Annotated in this window: 22 protein-coding genes; 7 read left to right on the top strand and 15 right to left on the bottom strand. The window is 66.4% G+C overall.

Annotated elements, in window-relative coordinates; genetic code table 11:
- Positions 1-5: 5 nt before the first annotated feature.
- The 7 genes from JOF56_RS21725 to JOF56_RS21695 form a co-directional block, all read right to left on the bottom strand.
- Positions 6-842: a PspA/IM30 family protein gene (locus JOF56_RS21725; RefSeq protein ID WP_209640999.1), complete on the bottom strand. Its 837-nt coding sequence runs from the start codon at positions 840-842 to the stop codon at positions 6-8.
- Positions 843-1,052: 210 nt separating this feature from the next.
- Positions 1,053-1,580, bottom strand: a complete 528-nt coding sequence (locus tag JOF56_RS21720) for a helix-turn-helix domain-containing protein (RefSeq protein ID WP_209640997.1) — start codon at positions 1,578-1,580, stop codon at positions 1,053-1,055.
- Between the two features lie 122 nt (positions 1,581-1,702).
- Positions 1,703-2,155: a CinA family protein gene (locus JOF56_RS21715; protein ID WP_209648396.1), complete on the bottom strand. Its 453-nt coding sequence runs from the start codon at positions 2,153-2,155 to the stop codon at positions 1,703-1,705.
- Between the two features lie 47 nt (positions 2,156-2,202).
- Positions 2,203-2,844, bottom strand: coding sequence for a CDP-diacylglycerol--glycerol-3-phosphate 3-phosphatidyltransferase (pgsA, locus tag JOF56_RS21710; RefSeq protein ID WP_209640996.1), 642 nt, complete (start codon positions 2,842-2,844; stop codon positions 2,203-2,205).
- Positions 2,841-4,220 carry a 30S ribosomal protein S12 methylthiotransferase RimO gene (gene rimO, locus JOF56_RS21705; protein WP_209648395.1) on the bottom strand — a complete coding sequence of 460 codons (1,380 nt, stop codon included), beginning with the start codon at positions 4,218-4,220 and terminating at the stop codon, positions 2,841-2,843. Before rimO ends, pgsA begins: the two co-directional genes overlap by 4 nt.
- A gap of 71 nt (positions 4,221-4,291) precedes the next feature.
- A complete protein-coding gene (locus tag JOF56_RS21700; RefSeq protein ID WP_209640993.1) occupies positions 4,292-4,555 on the bottom strand; it encodes an RloB family protein in 264 nt (87 codons plus the stop codon).
- A gap of 95 nt (positions 4,556-4,650) precedes the next feature.
- The gene (locus JOF56_RS21695; protein ID WP_307855199.1) at positions 4,651-5,769 is read right to left on the bottom strand and encodes an AAA family ATPase; all 1,119 of its coding nucleotides are present in this window, start codon (positions 5,767-5,769) and stop codon (positions 4,651-4,653) included.
- 290 nt (positions 5,770-6,059) lie between these two features.
- On the opposite strand from JOF56_RS21695, the gene JOF56_RS21690 reads away from it, so the two are divergent.
- Positions 6,060-6,548 (top strand): amino-acid N-acetyltransferase, encoded by a 489-nt coding sequence (locus JOF56_RS21690; RefSeq protein ID WP_209648393.1) that lies wholly within the window; start codon positions 6,060-6,062, stop codon positions 6,546-6,548.
- On the opposite strand, the gene JOF56_RS21685 is transcribed toward JOF56_RS21690, so the two are convergent.
- From JOF56_RS21685 to JOF56_RS21670, 4 genes are all read right to left on the bottom strand, one after another.
- On the bottom strand, positions 6,545-7,366 hold the full coding sequence (locus JOF56_RS21685; protein WP_209648392.1) for a DUF8832 domain-containing protein: 822 nt from the start codon (positions 7,364-7,366) through the stop codon (positions 6,545-6,547). The genes JOF56_RS21690 and JOF56_RS21685 overlap by 4 nt on opposite strands.
- Positions 7,367-7,532: 166 nt before the next feature.
- The gene (locus JOF56_RS21680; RefSeq protein WP_209640991.1) at positions 7,533-8,825 is read right to left on the bottom strand and encodes a choice-of-anchor B family protein; all 1,293 of its coding nucleotides are present in this window, start codon (positions 8,823-8,825) and stop codon (positions 7,533-7,535) included.
- An 88-nt stretch (positions 8,826-8,913) separates the two neighbouring features.
- Positions 8,914-10,239, bottom strand: a complete 1,326-nt coding sequence (locus JOF56_RS21675) for a cytochrome P450 (RefSeq protein WP_209640989.1) — start codon at positions 10,237-10,239, stop codon at positions 8,914-8,916.
- Between the two features lie 27 nt (positions 10,240-10,266).
- The gene (locus JOF56_RS21670; RefSeq protein WP_209640987.1) at positions 10,267-11,085 is read right to left on the bottom strand and encodes an SAM-dependent methyltransferase; all 819 of its coding nucleotides are present in this window, start codon (positions 11,083-11,085) and stop codon (positions 10,267-10,269) included.
- Positions 11,086-11,321: 236 nt separating this feature from the next.
- Here JOF56_RS21670 and JOF56_RS21665 point away from each other — a divergent pair, with 236 nt between their 5' ends.
- The 4 genes from JOF56_RS21665 to JOF56_RS21650 all read left to right on the top strand — a co-directional run bounded on the left by JOF56_RS21665 (position 11,322) and on the right by JOF56_RS21650 (position 17,891).
- Entirely contained in the window at positions 11,322-12,296 is a 975-nt protein-coding gene (locus JOF56_RS21665; RefSeq protein WP_209640985.1) for an alpha/beta hydrolase, read from the top strand.
- Entirely contained in the window at positions 12,297-14,162 is a 1,866-nt protein-coding gene (locus tag JOF56_RS21660; RefSeq protein WP_209640983.1) for a diguanylate cyclase domain-containing protein, read from the top strand.
- 122 nt (positions 14,163-14,284) lie between these two features.
- Complete coding sequence (locus JOF56_RS21655) at positions 14,285-14,722, top strand: phospholipase (protein WP_307855198.1); 438 nt, start codon at positions 14,285-14,287, stop codon at positions 14,720-14,722.
- Positions 14,723-14,735: 13 nt separating this feature from the next.
- Entirely contained in the window at positions 14,736-17,891 is a 3,156-nt protein-coding gene (locus JOF56_RS21650; RefSeq protein ID WP_209640979.1) for an NACHT domain-containing protein, read from the top strand.
- Here JOF56_RS21650 and JOF56_RS21645 read toward each other — a convergent pair.
- The gene (locus tag JOF56_RS21645) at positions 17,888-20,308 is read right to left on the bottom strand and encodes an FtsK/SpoIIIE family DNA translocase (protein WP_209640978.1); all 2,421 of its coding nucleotides are present in this window, start codon (positions 20,306-20,308) and stop codon (positions 17,888-17,890) included. The genes JOF56_RS21650 and JOF56_RS21645 overlap by 4 nt on opposite strands.
- 190 nt (positions 20,309-20,498) lie before the next feature.
- On the opposite strand from JOF56_RS21645, the gene JOF56_RS21640 reads away from it, so the two are divergent.
- Both JOF56_RS21640 and JOF56_RS21635 read left to right on the top strand, forming a co-directional pair.
- Entirely contained in the window at positions 20,499-21,323 is an 825-nt protein-coding gene (locus tag JOF56_RS21640) for a lysophospholipid acyltransferase family protein (RefSeq protein ID WP_245378342.1), read from the top strand.
- Between the two features lie 187 nt (positions 21,324-21,510).
- Positions 21,511-22,491: an EamA family transporter gene (locus tag JOF56_RS21635; protein WP_307855197.1), complete on the top strand. Its 981-nt coding sequence runs from the start codon at positions 21,511-21,513 to the stop codon at positions 22,489-22,491.
- On the opposite strand, the gene JOF56_RS21630 is transcribed toward JOF56_RS21635, so the two are convergent.
- The 3 genes from JOF56_RS21630 to JOF56_RS21620 form a co-directional block, all read right to left on the bottom strand.
- Complete coding sequence (locus JOF56_RS21630) at positions 22,488-24,170, bottom strand: ribonuclease J (protein ID WP_307855196.1); 1,683 nt, start codon at positions 24,168-24,170, stop codon at positions 22,488-22,490. The two genes, JOF56_RS21635 and JOF56_RS21630, sit on opposite strands and share 4 nt — an antisense overlap.
- Positions 24,167-25,126, bottom strand: coding sequence for a 4-hydroxy-tetrahydrodipicolinate synthase (gene dapA, locus JOF56_RS21625; protein WP_209640973.1), 960 nt, complete (start codon positions 25,124-25,126; stop codon positions 24,167-24,169). The genes JOF56_RS21630 and dapA overlap by 4 nt, the downstream gene beginning before the upstream one ends.
- Before the next feature lie 84 nt (positions 25,127-25,210).
- Positions 25,211-25,837 (bottom strand): TIGR03085 family metal-binding protein, encoded by a 627-nt coding sequence (locus JOF56_RS21620; RefSeq protein ID WP_209640971.1) that lies wholly within the window; start codon positions 25,835-25,837, stop codon positions 25,211-25,213.
- Between the last annotated feature and the right edge of the window lie 6 nt (positions 25,838-25,843).

Here is a 25,843-nt window from a genome sequence, read left to right as displayed (position 1 = left end):
GGAGATCAGGAATTGCCCTGCGGGTTGGCCCGCTGCTCCTGGGCCACCCGCTGCTGGATCTCGGCCTGGATGTTGGCCGTCGGCTGCGAACCGCTGGTGACCTGCTTGGCCCCGCTCGCACCGCCGGCCATCGAGGCGCGGATCTGCTCCAGGCGCGACTGCCCGGCCATCTCCGTGGTGGAGGCCTGGACCTCCATCATCCGGCCCTGCACGGAGTTCTGGGCCAGTTCGGCCGAGCCCAGCGCGGTGGTGTACCGCTTCTCAATCTTGTCGCGGACCTCCTCCAGCGACGGCGTGTTGCCCGGCGCGGCGAGCTCGCTCATCTGGTTGAGCGACTTGGAGACCTGCTCCTGCATCTTGGCCTGCTCGAGCTGGCTGAGCAGCTTGGTGCGCTCGGCGAGCTTCTGCTGCAGGACCATCGCGTTGCGCTCGACGGCCTGCTTGGCCTGCGCCGCGGCCTGCAGCGACTGGTCATGCAGCGTCTTGAGGTCCTCGATGCCCTGCTCGGCGGTGACCAGCTGGGTGGCGAACGACTGCGCGGCGTTCTCGAACTGCGTGGCCTTCGCGTCATCGCCCTTGGAGCGGGCCTCGTCGGCCAGCACCAGCGCCTGACGCGCGGACGCCTGCAGCTTCTCCACCTCACCGAGCTGGCGGTTGAGCTTCATCTCCAGCTGACGCTGGTTGCCGATCACAGCGGCGGCCTGCTGCGAGAGGGCCTGGTGCTGGCGCTGCGCCTCCTCGATGGCCTGCTGGATCTGTACCTTCGGGTCAGCGTGCTCGTCGATCTTCGACGAGAACGACGCCATGAGGTACTTCCAGAACTTCACAAAAGGGTTGGCCATCTCCTCCGCCTGCCTTCTTGCGTGCTACGGCTGCCCACAGGCAACGACCCGGTACCTGTCCTGGTTCCATCGTGTCAGGTGCGCGATTGTCGTTCCACCGGGCCCAGGGGTAAATCAGGGATGGCCCTGATCGTTCATGCCTGCCAACCCTTGTTCCAGGCAGAACGAAAGGGGCGCCGATGTGGCGCCCCTAACAATTCGGCTACGAACTCATGCGGCGAATACCCTCGCCCGGGCGATCTCCGGACCGATCCGGTGCGACAGCGCCGGCTGGATCCGCAGGTCTGACAGGGTGTCGCCGACCACGGTGTCCATGGGGTCCAGCCCGTCCAGCCCGATGTCACCGGCACCGAGCAGTTCGCCCGCCGCCAGCAGCTCTTCGGGCACCAGGGCACCGCCGTCCAGCCCGGCCGCCGACATGCTCGCGTCGCCGCTGCCCGACGAGGCAGGCGCGCTCGGCGCGGGCTGCTCGTTGATCGCGGGCTCCAGCAGCTCGCTCGGATCGATCCCGCTCATGTCGTTCGCGACGTTGTAGAGCAGCTCGGGCATCGGTAGCTCGAGCGCGTCGCAGATCGCTGCCAGCAGCTCGCTGGACGCCTCTTTCTGACCGCGTTCCACCTCGGAGAGGTACCCCAAGCTGACCCGCGCGGTCCGAGAGACCTCGCGCAGCGTGCGGCGCTGGATCGTGCGGGCATGACGGAGCCGATCACCGATCGCCTCACGCAACAGCACACTCATCGCGCCTCCCTTCACCGGCGGGCCCGTGCCGACAACGTTACCGAGGTCCGGCGACATCACGCACCGACTTGACCCGTCGTACGCCAAGGGCGAACGACTCAGCGTGGCTGAATGTTCCCCCGTCAGGGTGCAGCGGGCCGGCCTGCAAGCAGGTCGACGGCGGCACGCACGGCTGCGGCACGCACTTCGTGCCGATCACCCACGACAGTGATCGTCAACACATTCACGCTGGCGGGACCCGCGATCCCGATATGGACGGTGCCCGGTGGCACGCCGTCCTGCGGGTCCGGGCCCGCTACGCCGGTCAGCCCAAGGCCCCAGCCGGCCCCGCACCTGTCCCGTGCACCTGTCGCCAGTTGGACGGCGACGTCCGGGTCGACCGCGCCCCGAGCAGCCAACAGTTGGGGATCGACTCCGGCCAGGCCCCATTTGAGGTCGGTCGCATAGACCACGAACCCGCCCCGCACGACCGCACTCGCCCCCGGAACGCTCGTCAGGGCCGCGCAGACCAGCCCGGCGGTGAGCGACTCGGCCACCGCGACGGTCTCCTGGCGTTCCCTGAGGGACGTGATCACGGCCTCGAGCCGGCCGGCGGCGAAACCGAGGGTGTCCCCTAGGACGTTCACACGGCCCGCCGTGCGCGAATGCCCTGGGCCCGTAGCCGCAACGCGCGGAAGACATAGTCGAGGCCGGTCACCACGGTCAGCGCGACCGCGGTACCCATGATGATCCACTCGACCACGTCGAACGGGCCGGTGGGCAGCGGTGCCAGGAAGAACCCGATCGCCACGATCTGGGTCAGCGTCTTGAGCTTGCCGCCGCGGCTGGCCGGGATGACGCCGTACCGGATCACCCAGAACCGCAGCAGGGTCACGCCGACCTCGCGGGCGGCGATCACGAGCGTCACCCACCACGGCAGCTCGGCGAGGATGCTCAGGCCGAACAGCGCGGCGCCGGTCAGCGCCTTGTCCGCGATCGGGTCGGCGATCTTGCCGAAGTCGGTGACCAGCCCGTGCCTGCGGGCCAGCCAGCCGTCGAGCTGGTCGGTGACCGACGCGACGGCGAAGACGATGGTGGCGGTCAGCCGCCAGCCGAACGAGTGACCGCCCTCGGTGAACAGTGCGACCAGGAACACCGGCACCAGGACAAGCCGGGACACCGTGAGGATGTTGGCCACGTTCAGCAGCGGGACCGGCGTCGGCGGGGTCGCTTCGGGCACCTGTTGCGGCACCTCTTGTGAGGGGTCGGCGGGCGCGGTGCTCACGGCAGCACCTCAAGCGCGCGGACAAGCAGATCGACGCCCTCGGTCTCCTCCACGACGCATCGCACGAAGTCGCCCACGGCCAGTTCGAGGTCGCCTTCGATCAGGCATTCGCCGTCGACCTCCGGCGCCTGATGCGCGGCACGGCCGACGACCTCGTCGTCCTGCACCTGCTCCACCATGACGATCACCTCGTCGCCGATCCGGTCCTCGGCCCGTTGCATGGTCAGCTGCTCGACCAGCGCGGAAATCCGGGACACCCGTTCGGTGACGGTGTCGGCACTGTGTTTCTCGGTCTCCGCGAAGCCGGCAGCCTCGGTGCCATCTTCGTCGGAGTAACCGAACACGCCAACAGCATCGAGCCGGCCACCGACAAGGAATCGTTCGAGCTCCTGCAAGTCCTCTTCGGTCTCGCCCGGGAAGCCGACGATCACGTTGGTGCGGATGCCCGCGTCCGGCGACAGTTCCCGGATCTGCTCGATCAGGGCGAGGAAGTCGTCGCATCCGCCGAACCGGCGCATCCGGCGCAGCACCGCGTTGCTGCCATGCTGGAAGGACAGATCGAAGTAGTCGGCCACACCGGGCGTCGTGGCAATGGTCTTGACCAAACCAGGGCGCGTCTCGGCGGGCTGCAGATAGGACACGCGGACCCGCTCGATGCCCGGCACAGCGGCCAGCTTGCGCAGCAGCTTCTCCAGCGCGTCCGGCCCGCCGTGCTCCCGGCCGAGATCCTTGCCGTACGAAGTGGAGTTCTCGCTGACCAGGAACAGCTCCTTGGCGCCGTTCTGGGCCAGCCACGCGGCCTCCGCCACGATCTCGTCAGGCGTACGTGAGACAAAAGCGCCCCGGAACGACGGAATGGCGCAGAACGTGCACCGCCGGTCACACCCCGACGCGATCTTCAAAGCGGCCACAGGCGACTCGTCCAACCTGGTCCGCAGCACCCGCGGCCCCCAGCCGTGCCCAGGCACAGCCAATTCGGCCTCCTGGCGCTGAACCGGACTGATCGGCAGCAACGTGCGCCGGTCGACCGGGACATGCGACTCAATGGACTTGCCGTGCAGCACCTCGTCGAGCCTGGCCCCAAGCTCGGGGTACTCGTCGAAGCCAAGGACGGCGGCCGCCTCGGGCATGCTCTCGGCCAGCTCCTTGCCGTACCGCTCAGCCATGCAGCCGACCGCCACCACCTTGGCCCCGGTATCGGCGGCCGCCAGCAGGGTGTCGACCGAATCCTTCTTGGCCTGCTCGACGAACCCGCAGGTGTTCACCACGATCACCTCGGCGTCATCAGCCTCGGCAAGCTCCCACCCACTCCCGGTCAACCGCCCGGCGAGCTCTTCGGAGTCGACCTCGTTACGCGCACAACCCAGGGTGAACATGGCGACGCGCCGCTTCGCGGTGGGAGAAGACACCGAATCAGGGTAACCGCCCGCGATCTGTGCCTATCACGTCAGCACTCACCCAGGACTCGCTGCACCAGCCGCCACACGTCAGTCGAGGGGTTGACGGCCAGATCGATCTTGCGCGCCCGCTCGATCGCCGCTGGAACGCGGTCTGCGAAGCAGGCGAAGTCCAGCTTCGTCTTGTCGTAGCCGGTGAGGCACTTCGAGAGGTGGCTCACAATCTCTCTGCATGCGCTGGCAGGCCCGCATGGATCGCGGAAGTGCAACAACAGCCAGAGCTCGAAGCACGGGTTGGAGATCGCAAGCTCCATTGAAATAATCGGCCTCGGTTTTCTCACCGCCGCACAGGATCAGCGTTTGAGATCGCTCTTGCCTCCCGCGACCGCCTGCCCGACGGGTGGAGTTCTCATATCTTGTCATCGGGAACGCTTCGAATCGCGGAAATGAAGTCCTCTTCCAGGGAATTCGGAACCGCGCCGTACTTACCCGCCAGGTAACGTCGCTCCAGGTTGTCCTCTGCCCTCGGTTTGAAGTCGGTCAGCGGATACAGCGAACTGGCCCCGGTCGGTTCTTTCTCGATGAACCAGATCTCGTCGCGGGCAAGCGCCTCCTCGGCGAGCGGCGGATGCAGCAAGGTGGCGTCATGAGTCGTGAAGATCAACTGCGCGCCTGCCGGGTTGGTCTGCCTGTCATGGAAAAGCTTCACCAAGCGGAGGACCAGCACTGGATGCAGACTGGTGTCGATCTCGTCGACCACCAGCGTCCCACCGTCGGCCAGGGTGGTGAGGACAATCGGCAGCATGGCCAGCCAGGACCGCGTACCCGCCGACTCTTCCTCCAGATCGAACTTCTCACCGGAGTCGCCGTGCAGCAGCCGGACGACCCCATCCGGAGAGAAAGCGATCTTCCAATCGCCTTCCGGGTGATCCTCGACAATCACATCGGAAATACCAAGATCGGCGACCCGGAGAAGCTCGCGCATCTGAGCAAGCCCTGACTGGTTTGTTTTCACGAACGTGGCAACATGGGAGCTACCGAGTGATTGCGAATTCAGAAAGGACACCGTCCGGGTGAACCAGCGGTAGACCGGAAGCAGCGTTTCCACGTTCGACTGCGCGGCGAGGCTGAGAAATAACGCATTCGATCGAAGCAGATCGGCCAGCACTTCCAGCTTTACCCGAAGCTCCGCAACCGTGCTGCCGAACTTCACCTCGTTCCGCTCCCGCTCGAACAGCACCCGCTTGCGCTTCTCTGGATAGCTGTAGAGCCACTCCTCCCGAACCTTGTGGTCGTCCACGACAAAGCCGTAGGTGTAGCGCACGTCGGAGATGACCAGCTCGACGACGAAGGTCGACGGCTTCTCCCGAGCAGCCGGATCCAGCCGGAACGGCCGTCGTGGCATCCCTCCATCCGGCGGCCAGCTCGCGAAGGAATCCCGGACCGCCGATGCCATGAACTCCAGGCCGTCGAGCAGGTTGGACTTGCCGGAGGCGTTCGCGCCGTAGATCGCGGCGACCGGGACCACCGACGTGTTCTTGTCGTAGGACGGCATCAGCAGGAGCTCTTGCTCATCCCGGAACGACCGGTGGTTGCCCAACCTGAAGCTCCTGAGCATCTGATACCTCCATGCAGGCAGTTTCAACCCGTTCTGTGCTAGTAAACCGCACAGAATCGCCTCCGGCTCGCCTAGATGAGATTTTAGGCGATCAGGTGGTGCGTGTGTGGCGATGGCGACAGATCCGGCGGCAGGCCTGGGCTGGGGATAAATTAGGAGGGGTTTGGCCGACAGCCTGGTTGGGGCACGTGAACGACAACATGGTTGTGCGGCGCGCACGCGCCACTGATGTCCGCGAACTGAAGTCGATCATCGACCGGTACGCGGGCAAGGTTTTGCTGACCAAGCAGTTGGTCACGCTGTATGAGGACGTCCAGGAGTTCTGGGTGGCCGAGCGGGACGGGCGGCTGGTGGGGTGCGGGGCCCTGCACGTGTTGTGGGAGGACATCGCCGAGATCCGGTCGATCGCGGTCCTGCCGGAGGCGCTCGGGTTCGGCATCGGGCACGCGCTGATCGACCGGCTGATCGACACGGCCAAGGAGCTGGGCATCACCCGGCTGTTCGCGTTGACCTTCGAGGTGCGGTTCTTCGAGCGGCACGGGTTCGTGCAGATCCAGGGCACGCCGGTGAGCCCGGAGGTCTACGAGGAGATGCGCCGCTCGATGGACCAGGGTGTCGCGGAGTTCCTGGACCTGCCGTACGTCAAGCCCAACACGCTCGGCAACAGCCGGATGGTCCGCGAACTCTAGGTCACGAAGACTGTGAACGCGGCGGTGCGGATCTTGCCGCCGGTTTTGAACTCGAGGAACAGCCGGTGCTCGCCGCGTTCGGCGAAGACGGTTTGGAAGGTCAGTTCGCCGCTGGGCAACGCGGTGCCGGGGCGTTGCAACGGATGCAGGTGTGTGACCGACAGCTGGATCGCGTTGAACCCGGTCAGATGTCCGTATGCACCAAGGTATTCCTCGGGTTCGATCTGCGGTGTGATCCGCAGTTTGATGACGGAAGGTTTGCCGACCAAGGGCTTGACTGCGCCATCTGGCCGGGTCACGGTGAACCCGTCCGTTTCGGCGCGATCGGACGGTGGCGGCAGCGGCACGAACGCGGTGTCGCCCGGGATGATGAATGCGGAACCCAGAACTGTGGGGTGCGTGGGATCTCTGCCGATGAACTCGGCGTACATCCGGTATGTACCGCCGTCGGGGACGGAAACCGTTGTGTGCCAGATATCTTCACGGAGCTCGGGGTGAACGTGTTGGTAGGACTGCATGTCGTCGCGGACGACGAAGAAGTGCAGCTGCTTGGTCTGGTTCTCGGGGAACTTCGTCTCCGGGCGGCCGGCGGGGCCGATGATCTGGAACGACAACGGCACGGCGGAGCCGCGTTCGGCCGGCACAGTCACCGGCCGCAGCTGGAATCCGTCCTGCACGTCGGACCGGCCGTCACTGTGCGGCGCGGCCACCGGCTGGACGTGATGCACCACAGTGGACGGTCTGGTCACCACGTAGCCGACCGCGCCGAAAACGACCAGTATCAGGGCCAGCAGACCGATCCGGGCCGGCCATCCCATCCGCCGCAACGCTCATGGCTCCTTTCAGACACCCGCCAATAACCGCCAAACGATGGTCCCCCTGTCAAGCCAAAGTACCTGTGGGGTCTGACAGTTTGCGGGGATTGGGCAACGGCCTGACGGAGGGGATCGGCAGGGTGGTCGCCTCCGCCAGGCCGGTGCCGGGTCAGCTGGTGAGGTTGGGTTTCACCAGCACTAGTCCTTGTTCTATACCGCTGATCGCGACGGTTCCGCTGGCGTAGAAGGGATGGACGTTCCAGGCGCCGTTGAAGCCGGTGGCGTTGTTGGCCGGGTAGATGTCGAAGTAGGCCACTTCGGTCAGCTGGTTCTGCGCTATCCCGGTGATGTCCAGGATGCGCAGGCCCGCGCGGTAGTTGGCCTGGTAGGAGTACTTGCCGATGATGTACTGGTTGTGGTCGGTCGCGGTGATCGCCGGCGAGACGTGCACGCCGGTGTTGATCGGGTCGTCCAGGTCGGCGACGTCCCAGATGAAGGTCTTGGTGCCGGGCGAGTTCGTGTCGAGCTCGTCGTCCAGCAGCAGCCTGCGGTGATCGTCGGTGAGCCAGCCCTGGTGGCTGTAGCGCACGCCGGTGTAGCCCTTGCGGGCGATCTGGCGCGGGCTCGACTTCACGGTCACGTCGACGATCGTGAGAGTGTCGACGTTGTAGTTGAAGCAGATCTCCCGGCCTTGGTAGGTCGTGTCAGGGCCGTGGTAGACCACGCACTGGTTCTCGTGGACGTAACCGTCGTTGCTGACACAGCCCGCGTTCACAGGGTTCTTGGGGCTGCGCACGTCGACCATGTGCACGCCGCCGTTGCACGTGTTCGAGCCGACTGCGTAGATGAAACCTGTGTCGGTGTTGACCGCGAGCGTGTGCGACGGACCGAAGCCTGTGTAGCGCGCGTCGGCGGTGAAGGTCTGGGGTGAGCCGACATTGCGCAGACGCGTGAGGTCGAAGACCTGCATGCCGTGGCCGCTGATGTTGTCGGCACCGATGTAGGCGTGGTTGCTGTAGACCTTGATGTCACGCCACGAGCTGCTCGTGCCGTTGTGCGACGGCAGGTTGCCGAGGTACTTCGGGCTCGTCGGAGTCGAGATGTCGATGAAGCTCGTGCCGTTGGACCGGCCGAAGATCGCGTACTCCTTGCCGGTGGCCGAGTCGGTCCAGCCCCACATGCTGTTGCCCTGGCCGCCACCGATGCTCGACAACGGCAGCACGGACAGCAGGTCGATGTTCTTGCACGGGTACTGGCCCGCCATGCCGTTCGTGCACGACACCGCGGCCGCGCCGATCACCGCGGGTGAACGGTCCGGCGGCTCAAGGTCAGCCGCGAACGCCGCGTGCGCGGCCCGGCCTTCCGGGGAGTTGGGATCGTGCGCCGACGCCGGGCTGGACATGATCGCTACGACACCGGCAGCCAGCAGGGCCAGCCCGGTGAGCCGTTCCGGAAAACTCATGGTCTACTCCATCCGCGCGTTGGCAGGGACGCGTTGGACCTTGAAGGTAAGTCTCCGGCACCCAGCGTGTGATGCTCCGTACGTTCTGTTAATTCACCAGTTTTCGGTCGTTCCGGGGCTGAACGGTCATCGGGAGCGCATCGGGCCGCAGGAACGCCCTGGCCACCTCGCGTACCTGCCGACCTGGCACAACCCGGAGGCGCCAGTTCGCGTACACCGTCGCCAGAACAGTCGCCATCTCCGCCCACGCGAACGTGTCACCGATACATCTGTGGCCGCCCGCGCCGAACGGGATGTACTGAGCCTTCGGCCATTCCGCCGCTTCTTCGGCGAGCCAGCGATCCGGATCGAACCGGAGCGGGTCAGGGAACAGTCCTGGGTCGCGGTGCAGCGCGGGCATACTGATCAGCACCTGCGCCCCAGGCTCGATGGTCACCTCACCAAGCGATACGCGCTCGACGGCCTTGCGCATCACCAGCCACACCGGGGTGTGCTTGCGGACCGTCTCCCGCAGCACTCTGTCCATATAGGACAAGCCGGCCAGCGTGGCGGCGGTGACCGGCTCACCACGCAGGACCGAATCGATCTCCTCGCACACCCCGCGCTCGACCGTCGGGTCATTCGCGATCTCGTAACAGGCCCAGGACAACGTGATCGCCGTGGTGTCGGTGCCTGCCATCAGGATGTTCATCACCTGGGTCCGCACTTCGGCATCCGTCATCTCGCTTGCCACGAGCATCGACAACAGATCACCGTGATCGGTGCCCGATGCCCGGTAGGCCTTGATCACCTCGTCGACGATCGCCATCAACCGGGCCAGTGATGTGTCGAATCGGCGATTGCCCGGCGTGGGAATTCGCCCGAGAATGTCCGGCAACAGGGCACGCGTGGTGACACCGTTGAGAATCGGCCCGAGTGAACGGCAGACCTCCGCCACCGCGGTGGCGCCGAGATCCGCACGGAACAGCGCCTTCGCGGTGACGGTGAGTGTCAGCCTGGATATCTCCTGATCCATTGCGATCACCTGACCGGGTCGCCAGGTGCTGACAAATTCTCGCGTTTCCGAACGCATCACGCCGACATACTTCTCGACCCGGGCGCAGTGAAAGGCGGGTTGCATGACCCGTCGCTGCCGCATATGCAGCGGTTCATCGGCGGTCGCCAATCCGTCGCCGAACAATTGCCGAGCCTTCGCAAATATCCGGCCGCGGCTGAACCTGCGCGCGTCGGTAACCAGCACCCGGCGAATCAGATCTGGCGAGTTGACCAGATGAATCGGCTTGGTGCCCAGATAAAACGTGACAATATCGCCCAGCATCCGCAGATCCTGGATGAACGCCATGGGATCACGCCCCATCGCCAGGGCATGACCGACCACCGGTACACGGCCAGGCGCGACCGGCGCAGCCGCCACGGCTCACCCCCGAATTCACGACCACGATCAGGGCTTACGAGCCACCGCCGCCAGCAGGGACGCCTGCGCCGGCAACTCCTTGACCAGCCTGAGCTGCTTGTCCGGGCGCCACTGTGACGTGTAGACCACGCCAGGTTTCACCACGTCCAGGCCGGCCAGCAAGCCCTCGATCCACTCCCGGGAGCGCGCGACGCCCGCACTCGAGGTGGTCTTGGACAGCTCCACCAGGCGTTTCACCTCCTCGGACCCTTCTGCCTGGTTGTCACTGATGTGCGAGAGCACGAGATGACTGCCCGGCGCGACGGCGGCCATGTACCGCTCGACGGTCGCCACGGCCTCGGCGTCGTCCAGCACGTAGTGCAGCGACGAAGCCATCAGCACCCCGACCGGCTGTTCGAAGTCCAGCCGGGACGCGGTGGCCGGGTGGGTCAGCACCGTGTCCACGTCACGCATGTCCGCGCCGATCATCTCCGCCCCGTCGACACCGGCCAGGATCAGCGCGCCGTGGGCAACGGCCACCGGTTCCTGTTCGACATAAACCACCCGGCAGCTGGAATCGGTCTCCCGGGCTATCTCGTGCACACTCTTGGCCGTCGGCATCCCCGATCCGAGATCAAGGAATTGCCGGATGCCCGCCTGGGCGCAAAACCGCACGGCACGTCCGAGGAACTGCCGGTTGTGCCTGGCCAGATCGCCCACCCACGGCATGCTTCGCACTGCCTGCTGCGCCATCATTCGGTCGACGTCGAAATTCCAGCCACCGCCGAGCAGGTAATCGTAGACCCGCGCCGGACTCGCCCGTTCGACATCGATGTCCGTCGGTATCCAGTTCGCATGATCCGTCACTACCGCTTCACGTCCCGTCACCACTACCCTCGGTCGGAATTGAAAGCACAAAACGCTACCGCTAGCAGAGCATCAACACAAAAACACTACCCGATCGGATGATTGAAGCGGCCACACGCTTCTACCGGAGGTAGCATCCTCGCCTCACTTTCATCACCAATTCGGGAGACGACGCTGCTGTGCGACTGCGACGAACTCTTGCCGGTGTATTGATCTCCGTTCTTGCTTTTCCGCTGATGACAGTGCCGGCGGCCACCGCCACTACTGCTGACACCGGCACGGTGCGATGCTCCACAGTCAGCGTGCCGGTCATGCTCACGCTGCTCCCCCAAACCGTGCGCGGCCAGCTCTGCCTACCCGCCGACCACACTCCGAGAACCGTGCAGCTGCTTGTCCACGGTGGCACGTACAACCGGACGTACTGGGACATCGGCGACGAGCGCTATTCCTACCAACGCGATATGGCCGCTGCGGGGTTCGCGACGTTCGCGATCGACTGCCTCGGCTCGGGCCAAAGCTCACAGCCGTTGAGCACACTGCTCACCGGGACGACTCAGGCGGCGGTGGTTTCGCAGGTCGTCACGAAACTGCGGTCCGGTGCGGTCTCCGGGACAACGTTCGACAAGGTGATTCTCGTCGGGCATTCGATGGGCTCCGGCATCGTCGTCGTGACGGCCGCGACCTTCCACGGCGTCGACGGCGTGATCCTCACCGGGATGACCCACTCGATGGACCTGTTGCGGCTCACCGGGATCTTCGTCGACGGCGTCCGGCCCGCGATCCTGGATCCGCGGTTGTCCCAACGCGGCAGCGATCCCGGCTACGTCACCACGATGCCCGGCACCCGCGGCGTGTTCCATGACCCGGGCGACGTGACCCAGGCGATCGTGAACGCCGACGAGGCGGTCAAGGACCAGGTTCCCGCCACGGTCGTCCCGGACCTGATCTCACTGGCGTTCGCAGGCCCGCTTTCGGCCGGTATCAACGTTCCCGTGCTGATCGCCAACGGCACCGACGACACGTTGTTCTGCGCCTTCGCCTGCGCCGGGGAGTCCGAACTGCGAACCGCCGAGGCACCGTACTTCAGCCCGGCCGCCCAGCTCACAGTGCATCTCACCCCGCACGCCGGGCATTCCGTGGCCTTGTCGGAGCACGCCGCACAACACCGGACAGCCATCCGTAACTGGATGAGCGAGCGTTTTGGCAGCTAGATGACCGCTCCAGAGCCCAACGGCGTCCCATCCCGGACCAAGATCGTCCGCCGGTGGGCGAACGCGCTCACGGCCACCACTCACGTCCCGCTGCCGACCGGCGAGCTCGAACACCAGCTCGCCGGTCTGCTCGACGTTCTGCTGGAAGCCTTGAGCAGCGAGCCGTTCACGCCGGACCCGGCGGTCGGATGCGGTGCGGCCCTGGTGGATTTGCACTGCACCGGCCGGGACAGCCTTCGGTCCACTATGGATGCTCTCGGCACCGGGCTGGCGACATTGCCGGAGGCGGCCGGCCTGTCCCGGCGGACCGAACGGATCGTCTCCACACTCGGCGCGATGGCAGCGGGCTACTGCGAGGCGATCCGGGCGTCCACGCTGACGCAGCAGGACACCGTGCAACGCGCGTCGCTCACCGCACTCGGCGACGTGCACCGCAAACTCCGGGAGACCACGGCCGAACTCGATCATGTGCTGACCGGCTGCCCGAGCGGCGTCGCCCTGACCACTCAGGACGGCCGGTTCGCCCGGGCCAACGCGGCGCTGGGCGACATCCTCGGGTACCCGGCCGGTGAGGTCACCCGGATCTCGTTGTTCGACGTCCTGCCGGCCGAGGATGCCGATCTGTACCGGTCGTTGCTGGCCGGACCGCCTCGCCAGTTCGAACGCCACCAACGGTTGTTGCGCAAGGACGGCGACCAGGCATGGGCGCACCTGACCATGTCCACGACGCCGCATGGCACGTGCGTCACCGTGCTCGAAGACCGCACCGAGCTGAAACTGTTGCAGAGCCACGTGAACCACATGGCGTTGCACGACTCGCTGACCGGCCTGCCCAACCGGCAGTTCTTCTCGACCAGGCTCGAAACCATGCTCGGCCGCGGTGTCACGGTCTGCCATCTCGATCTCGACGCCTTCACGTCGATCACCCGCGGGCTCGGCCGGCAGGTCGGCGACTCCGTGCTCACCCATGTCGCCCAAAGACTCGAGGCCGCGGTAGCCGATCAGAAGGCCATGGTCGCCCGCTTCGGCGCGGACGAGTTCGCGGTCCTGGTCCCGTACACGCCGCCGGAGACGATCACCGGCCGCATCCGGGACGCGTTGCGGGACCCCATCGCCGGTATCACCGTGACCACCTGCATCGGCGTGGTCAGCACCAGCACCATGACGCCGGCCGAGGTGCTCGACGCGGCCGAGATGGCGCTGGCCGAGGCCCGCCGCGCAGGCCGTGACCAGTGGGCGGTCTTCGACGCCCACAAGGACGCCCATGACCGGGATCGGCTCGGACAGCTCGCCAGCCTGTCCACCGCTGTGCGGGCCGGCCAGATCAACGTCACCTACCAGCCACTGCTGAGACTGGAAGGCAAACAGATCGCCGGACTGGACGCCACCCTGTGGTGGGGCCGGCTCAACCATGCCGACTGTGCCGGGCCCGCCCAGGAGTGGGTGCTGCGCGAGATCTGCTCAGTGCGGCGCGGGCTTCCGGTGCACATCGGTCTGACCACCCCTGATGCTCAGTTGATCGCGCGAGTCCTGGACGAGACCGAACGTGCCCCGGAGACGCTCTGCGTCGGCGTGCGAGCCAGGGATTTGGCCGCAGTCTCCGATTTGGGAGTACTCGTCGAGATTCGCGACTTCGGCATGGACGATCTCGGCTGCCTTGGCACCGTCCCCGTGCACGCGGTCCGGTTGGCCCGTCGTCTGCACGATCCCGGTGCACTCACCGGCCAGGCGTTGCGACACGTGCTGGAGCTCGTGCACTCCGCCGGGGCCGATGTGATCGTCGACCACGTGGCCGACTGGGACCAGGCCGAACGGTGGCAGGACCTGGGTGCCGACATCGCCCACGGCGAGTTCTTCACGACCTGACACCGGTTAACAACTCCCTGCATCGCAACCAACACTGATGAGTGAGCCCCTAAAGGGGGTTTCGCGGCGAGCGCTTGGTCAGCATGCTGTTGCTCAGCCTGTCAGTCCACAGAGGAGCCCACGTGCCGAACCTGCTCAAACGCGCCTCAGTCCTCGCAGCCAGTGCCGTCACCGCGGTCGTGCTCGGTACCGGAACAGCACACGCGGCGTTATCGCCGTCCCAGCTGGCCACCGTGACCGACGACTACTCGTTCTCGAAGTCGTTGTCGCAGTTCTCGTCCATCCGCAACGGCAGACCGTACGCCGACCAACTGGACTGGTCGTCGGACGCCTGCTCGTGGTCGCCGGACAAGCCGCTGGGATTCGACTTCAAACCGGCCTGCCACCGCCACGACTTCGGCTACCGCAACAACAAGCGGCAGGGCCGCTGGGACTCGGCGAAGAAGCTGCGCGTGGACGACAAGTTCAAAGCCGACATGTACTCGATCTGCGGCGGCAACATCATCTGCAAAGGCACCGCGAACATCTACTACGCCGCGGTCCGCAAGTGGGGCACGTGAGTAACGTGACGGGGTGCTCGAATCGCTTGCGCTCAACGTCGGCCGGCAAGTCGCCCTGCACGTCACCCGTGCCTGGCTCGGGCACCGCAAAAGCGTGGCGGAGCAGAACTCCTCGCTGACCGACCTGCTGGCGACCGGGGTGACCGACCGGTTCGCCAGGCGCAGGCTCGAGCGTCAACTCGAAGACATCGGCGACCAGATCGCCCAGCGGATCACGCCGCTGACCCGTGAATTCCCCGATTTGCCGGAGAACGAACGGGAAGCGGCGCTCGACGCTGTGGTCGATTCCCTGGAGGAAGCCGATCTGACCGATGCGTTGCTGCTTGGCGCCGACATGGACGGCGCCAAGCTCGCACGTTCGGTCCGCCAACGCATCACACTCAACCCAGGCCTCAACGAGTCCGCGCGGGTCCTCTACAACCGTGTGCTCGACGAGACATGTGTGTGCCTGGTCAACGTGGTCAAAAACCTGCCCGCCTTCCAGCCGCGAGCACTGACAGAGGTGCTCAGCCGCCTCACGCACATAGAGACGGTGCTGACCCAACTCCCACGCACCTCCCTGGACTCCGCCGACGAGTTCACCGGCAGATATCTGGGGTTCATCAGCAAGACCCTGGACTCGCTGGAGCTCTTCGGCGTCGACACCCGTCGATACAAACCCCAGATCTCGGTGACGGTCGCCTATCTGAGCCTGTCCGCGTCCTCATCGACAGACACGCACAGTGGCGATCTCCGGATCGAGTACGCGCTCAGTCAACGCACGTTGGTCCGGGGTCAGGCCGGGTCCGGCAAAACGACGTTGCTGCAATGGATCGCGGTGAACGCGGCCCGAGGTGCTTTCACCGGCCCGTTGGATTCCTGGAATGGCTCGGTCCCGTTCCTGGTCCGGCTGCGCAGCTACTCGGACGGTAAGTTGCCGCAACCAGAAGACCTTGTCAGTGCCAATGCAGGGCCGATCGCGGGCGGGGCCCCAGACGGCTGGGCCCACGAACAGTTCACGAGCGGCAAGGCATTGCTGCTGGTCGACGGCGTGGACGAGTTGCGTGCCGACCGGCGGCCCAAGGTCCGCAAGTGGCTAACCGAACTGCTCACGGCATTCCCGCATCTGCAGGTCGTGGTGACATCCCGGCCCAGCGCGGCGGAACCAGCCTGGCTGACGGGCTTCCAGTCGTTGGAGCTGGAACCCATGACTCCGTCTGACGTAACGGCGTTCTGCCATCGCTGGCACACCGCGATCGCCGAGACAGGAGCTTTCCCTGTAACTGAACTGGATGAGTACGAAGTCGCGCTGGCCCGGAATCTGGAAGCCCGGCCACACCTGAGGTCCTTGGCCGCGACTCCTTTGCTATGCGCGATGTTGTGCGCGTTGAACCTGGACCGGCATAAGCAACTGCCGCCGGATCGAATGAAGCTGTACGAAGCCGCGTTGGAGTTGCTGCTCGACCGCCGCGACGCTGAGCGCGAACTCCCAGTGGCGCAGGACATCCGGCTGGACACCAAGTCGAAGATCGCGATCCTGCAGCATGTGGCCTGGTGGCTGACCCTCAACGGCCGCTCGGAAGCCAGTGCCGGCGAGGTTGCCGTTCAGGTGGAGTTCGCCATCCGGCGGATGCCTGACGTGACCTCGGACGCGCCGCTGATCTTGCGATACCTGCTGGAACGCAGCGGCGTGCTCCGTGAGCCGGTGCTGAGCCGGATCGACTTCGTCCACAAGACTTTCCAGGAGTACCTGGCTGGAAAGCAGGCAGCTGAGGAACACCACACCGGCCTGCTGGCCGAGAAAGCCCATCTCGATCAGTGGCGGGAGACCGTGGTGATGGGCGCGGGACACGCCACGGTGCCAGTGCGGACAACCCTGATGAACGCGTTGCTGGACAGGGCGGACAAGGAGCCCCGGCACGCGAGGCGGCTCAAACTGGTGGCTGCGACCTGTCTGGACACGGCTCGTTCGATGGAACCGGAAGTGATCGAGCGGGTGGACGCGGCGATCGACGACCTGATCCCGCCGCGCAAGTCAGTGGAGGCTCGATCACTGGCGCTGGGCGGAGAACGCGTGTTGAGGCGGCTACCGAGAACACTCGACGGCCTCAGTTCCGCACAGGGAGTGGCGTGCGTGCAGACCGCCGCATTGATAGGCGGGCCCCTGGCGCTACAGGCCCTTGCGGGCTATGCCGAGACCAGGGATGACGAGATCCAGGAACAACTGGCGGAAGTCTGGCAGTACTTCCCGGCTGAGCAGTATGCGGTCGAAGTCCTCGCAAACGCGCCACTGCGCGACGGGCGCATCACGATCATGCAGACCGAGCACCTCCCCTATCTGCGATGCCTGACCCGGCTCACCGCGACCGACGTCAGTCTGATCTTCCATTTCAACGTGGAAGATCTGGAGTTCCTGGCCGGGATACCTTGCCTCCGGCGTTTCGCAGCGACCTGCAAGACAGATGCTGTGATCGACCTGGGACCGGTGACCGAACATCCTCACCTTGAGGAACTCCTCCTGTTTTTCGACACCGGACATGTGACGAACCTCGGGGCACTGGCGAGCCTGACCGCACTGACTGACTTGGCCATCTCCTTGCCCGAGATCAACAACCTCGAATTTCTCCGGCTGATCACCACGATCGAAGTGTTGATCCTCGAGTTGTCGAACTGGTCCTTGGACGCCCACGATCTCTCCGCCCTTGCGACGCTACCGAAGCTGCACACGCTGAGGATCTTGAGCGCACCGATGCTTCTTGGGCTTCCTTTGTTGCCGAATGTGCGAAACCTGATCCTGAGCGGCACGTCCTTGAGTGCGGTCGCCAAGGCTCTCGCACAGGCCCCACGCCTCGAATCCCTCTCCATCGGTGGCTGCAAGCCGGACAGCGCCCCGAAGCCGACTCATTCCACACTGTCCAAACTGGACGTCCGGGCAGAGTCCGTGAACCTGGGGTTCTTCAGCCGGCTGGCCGCCTTGACCAAACTGGAACTGAGCGCAGGCCCGAGCACGGATCTGAGTCCGCTGCCTGCCTATCCAGCCTTGCGCGAAGTCACCATCGTCGGTGACGGCAAAGCGGATCTCACACCGTTGGCCGACTTCCCGAGACCATTGGTGATCACTGTGAACACTGAGGTCGAACTGCTGGGAGCAGACACCCTCGGCGACCACGTCACGCTCAAAAGGCGTTAGTCCTCGTCGTCGGGATCTGGCGCGCCGCCTCCACCGCCGCGGATCGTGTAGAGCACCGAGTCCAGCTCGTCCGGCTTCACCAACACCTCGCGGGCCTTTGAGCCCTCCGAAGGGCCGACGACTCCACGGCTCTCCAACAGGTCCATCAACCGGCCTGCCTTCGCGAAGCCGACCCTCAACTTGCGCTGCAGCATCGACGTCGACCCGAACTGTGAGGTCACGATCAGCTCTGCTGCCTGCAGCAGTACGTCCAGGTCGTCGCCGATGTCGGCGTCGATCTCCTTCTTCTCGCCCGCGGAGGCTGTGGTGACGCCGTCCTGGTACTCCGGCTGGGCCTGTTCTTTGCTGAAGGTGACGACCGCGTTGATTTCCTCGTCGCTGACGTACGCGCCCTGCACACGTAGCGGTTTGGACGCGCCCATCGGCAGGTAGAGGCCGTCGCCCATGCCGATCAGCTTTTCGGCTCCCGGCTGGTCCAGGATCACGCGGGAGTCCGTGAGCGATGAGGTCGCGAACGCCAGGCGGGACGGGACGTTGGTCTTGATCAGGCCCGTGACCACATCCACCGAGGGCCGCTGGGTCGCCAGGACCAGATGGATTCCGGCCGCACGGGCTTTCTGGGTGATCCGGACGATCGCGTCTTCCACGTCTCTCGGCGCGGTCATCATCAGGTCCGCGAGCTCGTCGACGATCGCCAGGATGTACGGGTAGGGCCGGTACTCGCGTTCGCTGCCGGGCGGAGCCGTGATCTCGCCGGACCGGACCTTCTTGTTGAAGTCGTCGACGTGGCGCACCCGGTTTGCCTGCATGTCCTGGTAGCGCTGCTCCATCTCCTCCACCAGCCAGGTCAGCGCGGCCGCCGCCTTCTTCGGCTGGGTGATGATGGGCGTGATCAGGTGCGGGATGCCTTCGTAGGGCGTCAGCTCGACCATCTTGGGGTCGATCAGGATCATCCGGACCTCGTCCGGCGTCGCCCTGGCCACCAGCGAGACCAGCAGCGAGTTGACGAAGCTGGACTTACCGGAACCGGTCGAGCCCGCGCACAGCAGGTGCGGCATCTTGGTCAGGTTCGCGGTGATCATGTGGCCTTCGATGTCCTTGCCGAGGCCGACCACCATCGGGTGGGTGTCCTTGACCGCGGTCGACGAGCGCAGGACGTCGCCGAGCCGGACCATCTCGCGGTCGCTGTTGGGCACCTCGATACCGACCGCGGACTTGCCGGGGATCGGCGCGAGCAGGCGCACGTTGTCCGTGGCGACCGCGTAGGCGATGTTCTTGGTCAGCGCGGTGATCTTCTCGACCTTCACGCCCGGACCGAGCTCGACCTCGTAGCGGGTCACTGTCGGGCCGCGGGTGAAACCGGTGACCTGGGCGTCGATCGAGAACTGCTCGAGCACGCCGGTGATCGCCTCGATCATGGTGTCGTTGGCGCGGCTGCGGGTCTTGGGCACGTCGCCCTCTTCCAGCAGCGACGGCGGCGGCAGCTGGTAGTCGCCTTCCACGACCCGCGCCGTGGCCAGTGGCAGCTGGGGCTGCGTCTCCTTCTTCGGCTTGGGTTCCTTCGCCGGTTTGGCCGGCGGGGGTGGCGGCGGTTCCTCCATCGCGGCGGGTGGCGGCTCTTCGGCCGGCTCGGCCATCGCCGCCTGACGGCGCCGGGACGGCCTGCGCAGCTTGACCTCGGGTTCCGGGGCGGGCTCCTCAGCCTCGGGCTCCTCGACGTCCTCCGGCAACCGGCCCAGCTCACGCAGCCGGTTGGGGATCTGGCGGATCGGCGTGCCGGTGAACACCAGCAGGCCGTAACCGAGCGCCAGGATCAGCAACGGCAACGCGACCCACGCGGTGACGCCCTTGGCGAGTAAACCACCGGAGACCCATCCGAGCGCGCCGCCCGCGTACATCTGCTCAAGGTTGGTCTCGCCGCCGTTGAGCAGGTGCAACATGCCGAGCAACGAGAATGTCACGAGCAACGAGCCGACCGCGAACCGTGGCCGCGCGTCAGGCCTAGGGTCGGACCGCATCATCGAGATCCCGACGACGATGAGCACAAGCGGGAACGCGACGGCGGCCGCGCCCATGACAGAACGCACGCCGATCTCGACCCACCGGCCAATCGGACCGGCCGCGCGCCACCAGACGGCCGCCGCGATGATCACAGCGAGCGCGATGTACGCGAATGCCAGACCGTCGCGGCGGTGCGCGGGGTCGAGCTCCTTGGTCCGGCCCAGGGTGCGGGCCAGCCCACCGACGCCCTTCGCGATCAGATTCCAGGTGCCGCGGACGGCTTTACCTGCGGTTCCTTTGGATTTGCGGGGCGCGGGCTTGGCCGGTGTACGGGCAGGCGCCTTCGCCGCGGGTTTGGCCGCGGGTTTCTTGCGCGGTGTGCCACGCTTGGCCGTTGTGGACCGGCTTGTCGCCATGCGTCCCACGGTAGTCGCCCCAGCCTCTCTGGTCACAGAAGTAACACCTGTCGGGGGGTTTGGGGGGCTCGGCCCCCCAAAATTATCCGCGCAACGACCCGGCGAGGTTGCGCAGCAACCGAGCAGGGTCGCCCCGAGTGGAGGCGCCCAGGTCGCAGGGCCATGACTCGGGCATGCCATGCTCCCGACCATGGTTGCGCTGTACCGGGATGGACACGAGCCGACACGCCGGGTGGAGCCCCAAACGGGCGTGCCGCCGATCTGGCGGGCGATGCTGCAGATCGACCGCGCGGTGGTCGCTGGCGTTGGCAAGCTGGAGGTCACCGGTTCGGTGCCCCACGAGCTGCGCAACGGCCCTCTTGTGATGGCCGCGAACCACATCGGTGTGTTCGACGCGCTCGTGCTGATGAAGGCGTGTCACGCGATCGGCATCGCACCGCGGTTCATGCTGGCGGGTGGCCTGCTCGACACCCCGGTGCTCGGCTGGGCGCTGCGCGAGTCCGGCCACGTGCGAGTCGAACGCGGCAAGGCCACCGTGCACGAGTCCTTCGCCAACGCGGTCGACGCCGTCAAGCAGGCCGGGGCGCCGCTGCTGGTCTACCCCGAGGGCCGGATCACCCACGACCCGGGGATGTGGCCGGAACGCGGCAAGACCGGCGTCGCCCGGATCGCGCTCGCCGCGAACGCACCCGTGATCCCCATTTCGCAGTGGGGCGCCCATGAGGCCGCGTACTGGGGCACCGAGGTTGTCACCGGCTGGCAGGACATCAAGCCCGTCCTGACCTCGTTCATGCGCGCCCTACGCAAGCGCCCCACATTCAAGGTGCACTTCGGCGACCCGGTCGACCTCGCCGACCTCTCGGCGACCAAACCCGGCGACGCCGTCCGCGCCCACAAACGGATCATGCAGGCAATCACCGACAACCTGGCGACACTGCGCCCGGACGAGCCCGACATGCCGAAGTTCCACGACCCCACCCGGCCGACCGACACCAAGTCGCCGTGGCGGCCCTGACTTCTGTGGCCGAATACACAGACAGACGGTTTGAGGGCGGCCACGATGACGGGGCCAGTGGTGGCCCAGGACCCCGGCACGCTGGAGATGGAGCTGCAGCATGCCGGGGAGTCCGGCCGGAATGATCTTTCTCACCTCTTGGGAAATCGTTCGTCCGCACACCTGTAAGGCACGCAGACTCATTTAGGTGATTACCGGTTCTGAGCGTGCACAGGGGACGACCCTGCTGATCGTGGCGTCGGCGTTCTTCGCCAGTTCGGGGCCGCTGGCCAAGCCGGCGATGATCGCGGGACTGACTTCGACACAGGTGGTCAGTGTGCGGATCGGGCTGGCGGCGGTCATCCTGCTGGCCGGGGTCGCGGTGCTCAAACCGGGACTGCTGCGGGTCCGGGCGCGCGACTGGCGGCTGCTGGCGGGTTTCGGGCTGTTCGGCGTCGTCGGTGCCCAGACGATGTACTTCGCGGCCGTGTCGAAACTGCCGGTGGGCGTCGCGATGCTGCTCGAGTTCATGGCCCCGGTACTGGTCGCGCTCTGGGTCCGGTTCGTGCGCGGCACGATCCTGCCCGCGAAGGCGTGGCTCGGTACGGCCATGGCGCTGGCGGGACTCGCGATGGTGGCCCAGGTCTGGGACGGGCTGCGACTGGATGTGGTCGGCGTCCTCGCCGGGATCGGCGCGGCGCTGTGCGCGGCCTGCTACTTCCTGGTCGGCGAACGCGCGATGGCCGAGACGCACCCGTTGACGGCGGCGACCTGGGGCATGGTGATCGGTGCCGTGGCCATCGCGATCATCGGACGCCCGTGGGAGATCCCGGGCAAACTGCTGGTCAAGCAGACCTCGCTCGGTCCTGTGTGGATACTCCTGGTCGCGGTCGCGGTGCTGTCCACGACGATCGCCTACGTCATCGGGATGATGGCGCTGAAGCGCTTGCCGTCCAATGTGGCCAGTGTGCTCGCGTTGGCCGAACCGGTCTTCGCCATCGTGATCGCGTGGGTGCTGCTGGCCGAGACGCTCAGCGTGGTGCAGATCATCGGCAGTGTGACGCTGCTCGTCGGAGCCTTCGTGGTGCAGCGCGCGTCCCAGCCCAAAGCGGAAAGTGGTGCCCCCAAAGTGGCGTTGGGAGCGCTGGACGCTCCGAAAGCCACTTTGGGGGCAAGCCCGGACCGTTAGACCGGGATGACGGTCGGGACGATCATCGGGCGGCGGCGGTACTTCTCGGCGACCCAACGGCCGACGATGCGCCGCACGATCTGGGCGATCCGGTGGGTGTCGGTGATGCCCTCGGCCTCGGTGCGCGACAGCTCCATCTCCACCAGCGCGACGACCTCGTCCAACGCCTTGGGGTCGTCGGAGAAGCCACGCCCGGAGATGGTCGGCGGGGCCACGGCCCGGCCGGTGCTGCCCTCGACGGCCACGGTGATCGAGATGAACCCGCCCTCGCCGAGGATCAGGCGGTCCGACAGCGTCGACTCGCCGACGTCGCCGACGGACAATCCGTCCACGTAGACGTGCCCGACCTCGACCCGGCCGGTGATCCGGGCGCGGCCGTCGATCAGGTCCACGACGACGCCGTCCTCGGCCAGCACGACATGGCTGGCCGGAACGCCCGTGCTCACTGCGAGATCCGCGTTGGCCCGCAGGTGCCGCCACTCGCCGTGCACCGGCATCACGTTCGACGGCCGGACTGCGTTGTACAGGAACAAAAGCTCGCCCGCGGACGCGTGGCCGGAGACGTGCACCTTGGCGTTTCCTTGGTGCACAACGTGCGCACCAAGCCGGGCGAGTCCATTCACGACACCGAACACCGCGGTCTCGTTGCCCGGGATCAACGAGCTGGCCAGGACGACCGTGTCACCGGGCAGGATCGAGATCTGCCGGTGGTCACCCCGGGCCATCCGCGACAGCGCGGACAACGGCTCGCCCTGGCTGCCGGTGGACACGAAGAGCACCTCGCTCTCCGGCAGCTCCATCGCGTCGTTGAGGTCGATGAGCAGGTTCGGCGGCATGTTCAGCAGCCCGAGATCGCCCGCGATGCCCATGTTGCGGACCATCGAGCGGCCGACGAACGCCACCCGCCGGTCGTGCTTCACCGCGATGTCGAGGACCTGCTGCACGCGGTGCACGTGGCTGGCGAAGCACGCCACGATCACGCGCTGGGTCGCGCGGCCGATCACGTTCTCCAGCACCGGGCCGATCTCCCGCTCCGGCGTGACGAAGCCGGGGACCTCGGCGTTGGTCGAGTCGACCAGGAACAGGTCCACGCCCTCGTCGCCGAGCTGGGAGAAGCCGCCGAGGTCGGTCAGCCGGCCGTCCAGTGGCAGCTGGTCGAGTTTGATGTCGCCGGTGTGCAGGATCAGGCCGGCGGGCGTGCGGATCGCGACGGCGAGGGCGTCCGGAATGGAGTGGTTGACCGCGAAGAATTCCAGGTCGAACGGGCCCGCGCTGTGCCGCTCCCGTTCCTTGACCTCGACGAGCACCGGTTCCTGCCGGTGCTCCTTGCACTTGGCGGCCAGCAGCGCGAGGGTGAACCGGGAGCCGATCACGGGCACGTCGCCACGCAGCTTGAGCAGGAACGGCACTGCGCCGATGTGGTCCTCGTGGCCGTGCGTCAGCACGATGGCGTCGATGTCGTCGAGCCGGTCCTCGATCGCACGGAAGTCCGGCAGGATCAGGTCGACACCGGGTTGCTGGTCCTCCGGGAACAGCACTCCGCAGTCCACGATCAGCAGCCGGCCCTCGTACTCGAAGACCGTCATATTCCGGCCGACCTCGCCGATACCGCCGAGAGCGACCACACGGAGACCGCCCTCCGCCAGTGCGGGCGGGGGTTTCAGCGAGGTTTCGATCACCTACTAACCGTCTCAGATGACGTTCGTACCGTGTCAGGCAGTCCGAGTGACACGCCGGCGACGGCCAGATCCGCGGCGATCGCGGCGGTCTGTTCCTCGGTCGCGGGCATGATCGGCAGCCGGGGGTCGCCCACGTCAAGGCCTCGCAACCGGAGTGCCGACTTGACGAAGGCGAGGCCGAGGCCGGGCCCGGTCCGGCTCATCGCACGGTTGACAGGCAGCAACGCACGGTTGTGCGCCAGCGCGCCCGCAACGTCGCCACGCTCGTACGCGTCGAGCATCAGCCGCAGCCGGTCGGCCACCACGTGCCCGATCACGCTGGCAAACCCGACGGCGCCCATGGAGAGCCACGGCAGGTTCACCACGTCGTCGCCGGAGTAGTACGCCAGGTCGGTGTTGGCCATGACCTCGCACCCGGCGGACAGGTCGCCCTTGGCGTCCTTCACCGCGACGATCTGCGGGTGCTCAGCGAGGCGGAACAGCGTCGCCGTCTCGATCGGTGTGACCGCCCGCGGCGGGATGTCGTACAGCATGACCTGCAGGTCCGTCGCCTCGGCGATCGCGGTGAAGTGCGCGATCAAGCCGGCCTGCGACGGCCGCGAGTAGTACGGGGTGACGGCGAGCAGGCCGTGCGCACCCGCGCGCTCCAGTTGCTTGGCCACACGCACGCTGTGCGCGGTGTCGTACGTGCTGCCGCCGCTCACGATCGTGGCGCGGTCGCCGACTGCCTCGACCACCGCGCGGACAAGGTCCGCCTTCTCGTCGTCGGTCGTGGTCGGCGCTTCGCCGGTGGTGCCGTTGACGACCAGCCCGTCGTTGCCGAGGTCCACCAGGTGCTTGGCCAGCTGCTGGGCCTTGGCCAGATCGAGCGCGCCGCTCGCGTCGAAAGGGGTGACCATGGCGGTCAGAACGCGGCCGAAAGGGCGGCCTGGCGCAGCGGAAGGACATCTGGTCATGCCGCTGACGGTACCCCGTCCACCTGCGGGGATGACCTTTGACTCAGCGGAGCGGAAATTCGACGGCCACCGGCGCCGGATGCCTTAAAAGCTTCGCTTGGAGCCCCTGATCTCGGCCACCGCGGCCTCGTCGCCGCTGAACTGGACACGCGCCTCGTCCCGGCCGAACGCGTGCAACAGCAGTTCGCCAGGTTCGCCCGAAATGGTGACGGCCTTGGGCGCCTGCTTGCCCACGATCACCTCACCGTCCGGGCGGCGCAGCAACACGCCGACCACACTGCGGCGGTACGACCGCTTGACGGCGAACCGCAGCGTGCGCCACAGCGCGTCGTCACGCTTGGGGTCGGCCGGACGCGGCTCCCAGCCGTCGACCGCGCGGCGGACGTCCTCGTGGTGGATGAAGTACTCGGCGCCGTTGACCAGGTCGTTCACCGGACCGAGGCTGAACGGCGACCAGCGCGGCGGGCCCGTACGTACGAGGTCGACCAGCTCTTCCCACGGCTTGGCCGCGAACTCGGCCTGCACACGTTCGGTCCGCGCGGCCAGCGCCGGGACCATAATCCCGCCCGACGCATCCGGCCTACGGTCCCGCAGCACCAGGTGGGCAGCCAGATCCCTGGTCTGCCACCCCTCGCACAAAGTCGGCGCGTCCGGCCCTACCTCCAGGAACAGATCGCTCAGTTGCTCGCGTTCGGCGCTCGCCACACCCATACGACA

Source organism: Kibdelosporangium banguiense (genome assembly GCF_017876405.1).
GTDB lineage: Bacteria > Actinomycetota > Actinomycetes > Mycobacteriales > Pseudonocardiaceae > Kibdelosporangium > Kibdelosporangium banguiense.
This window is presented reverse-complemented; position numbering and strand designations above follow the sequence as displayed.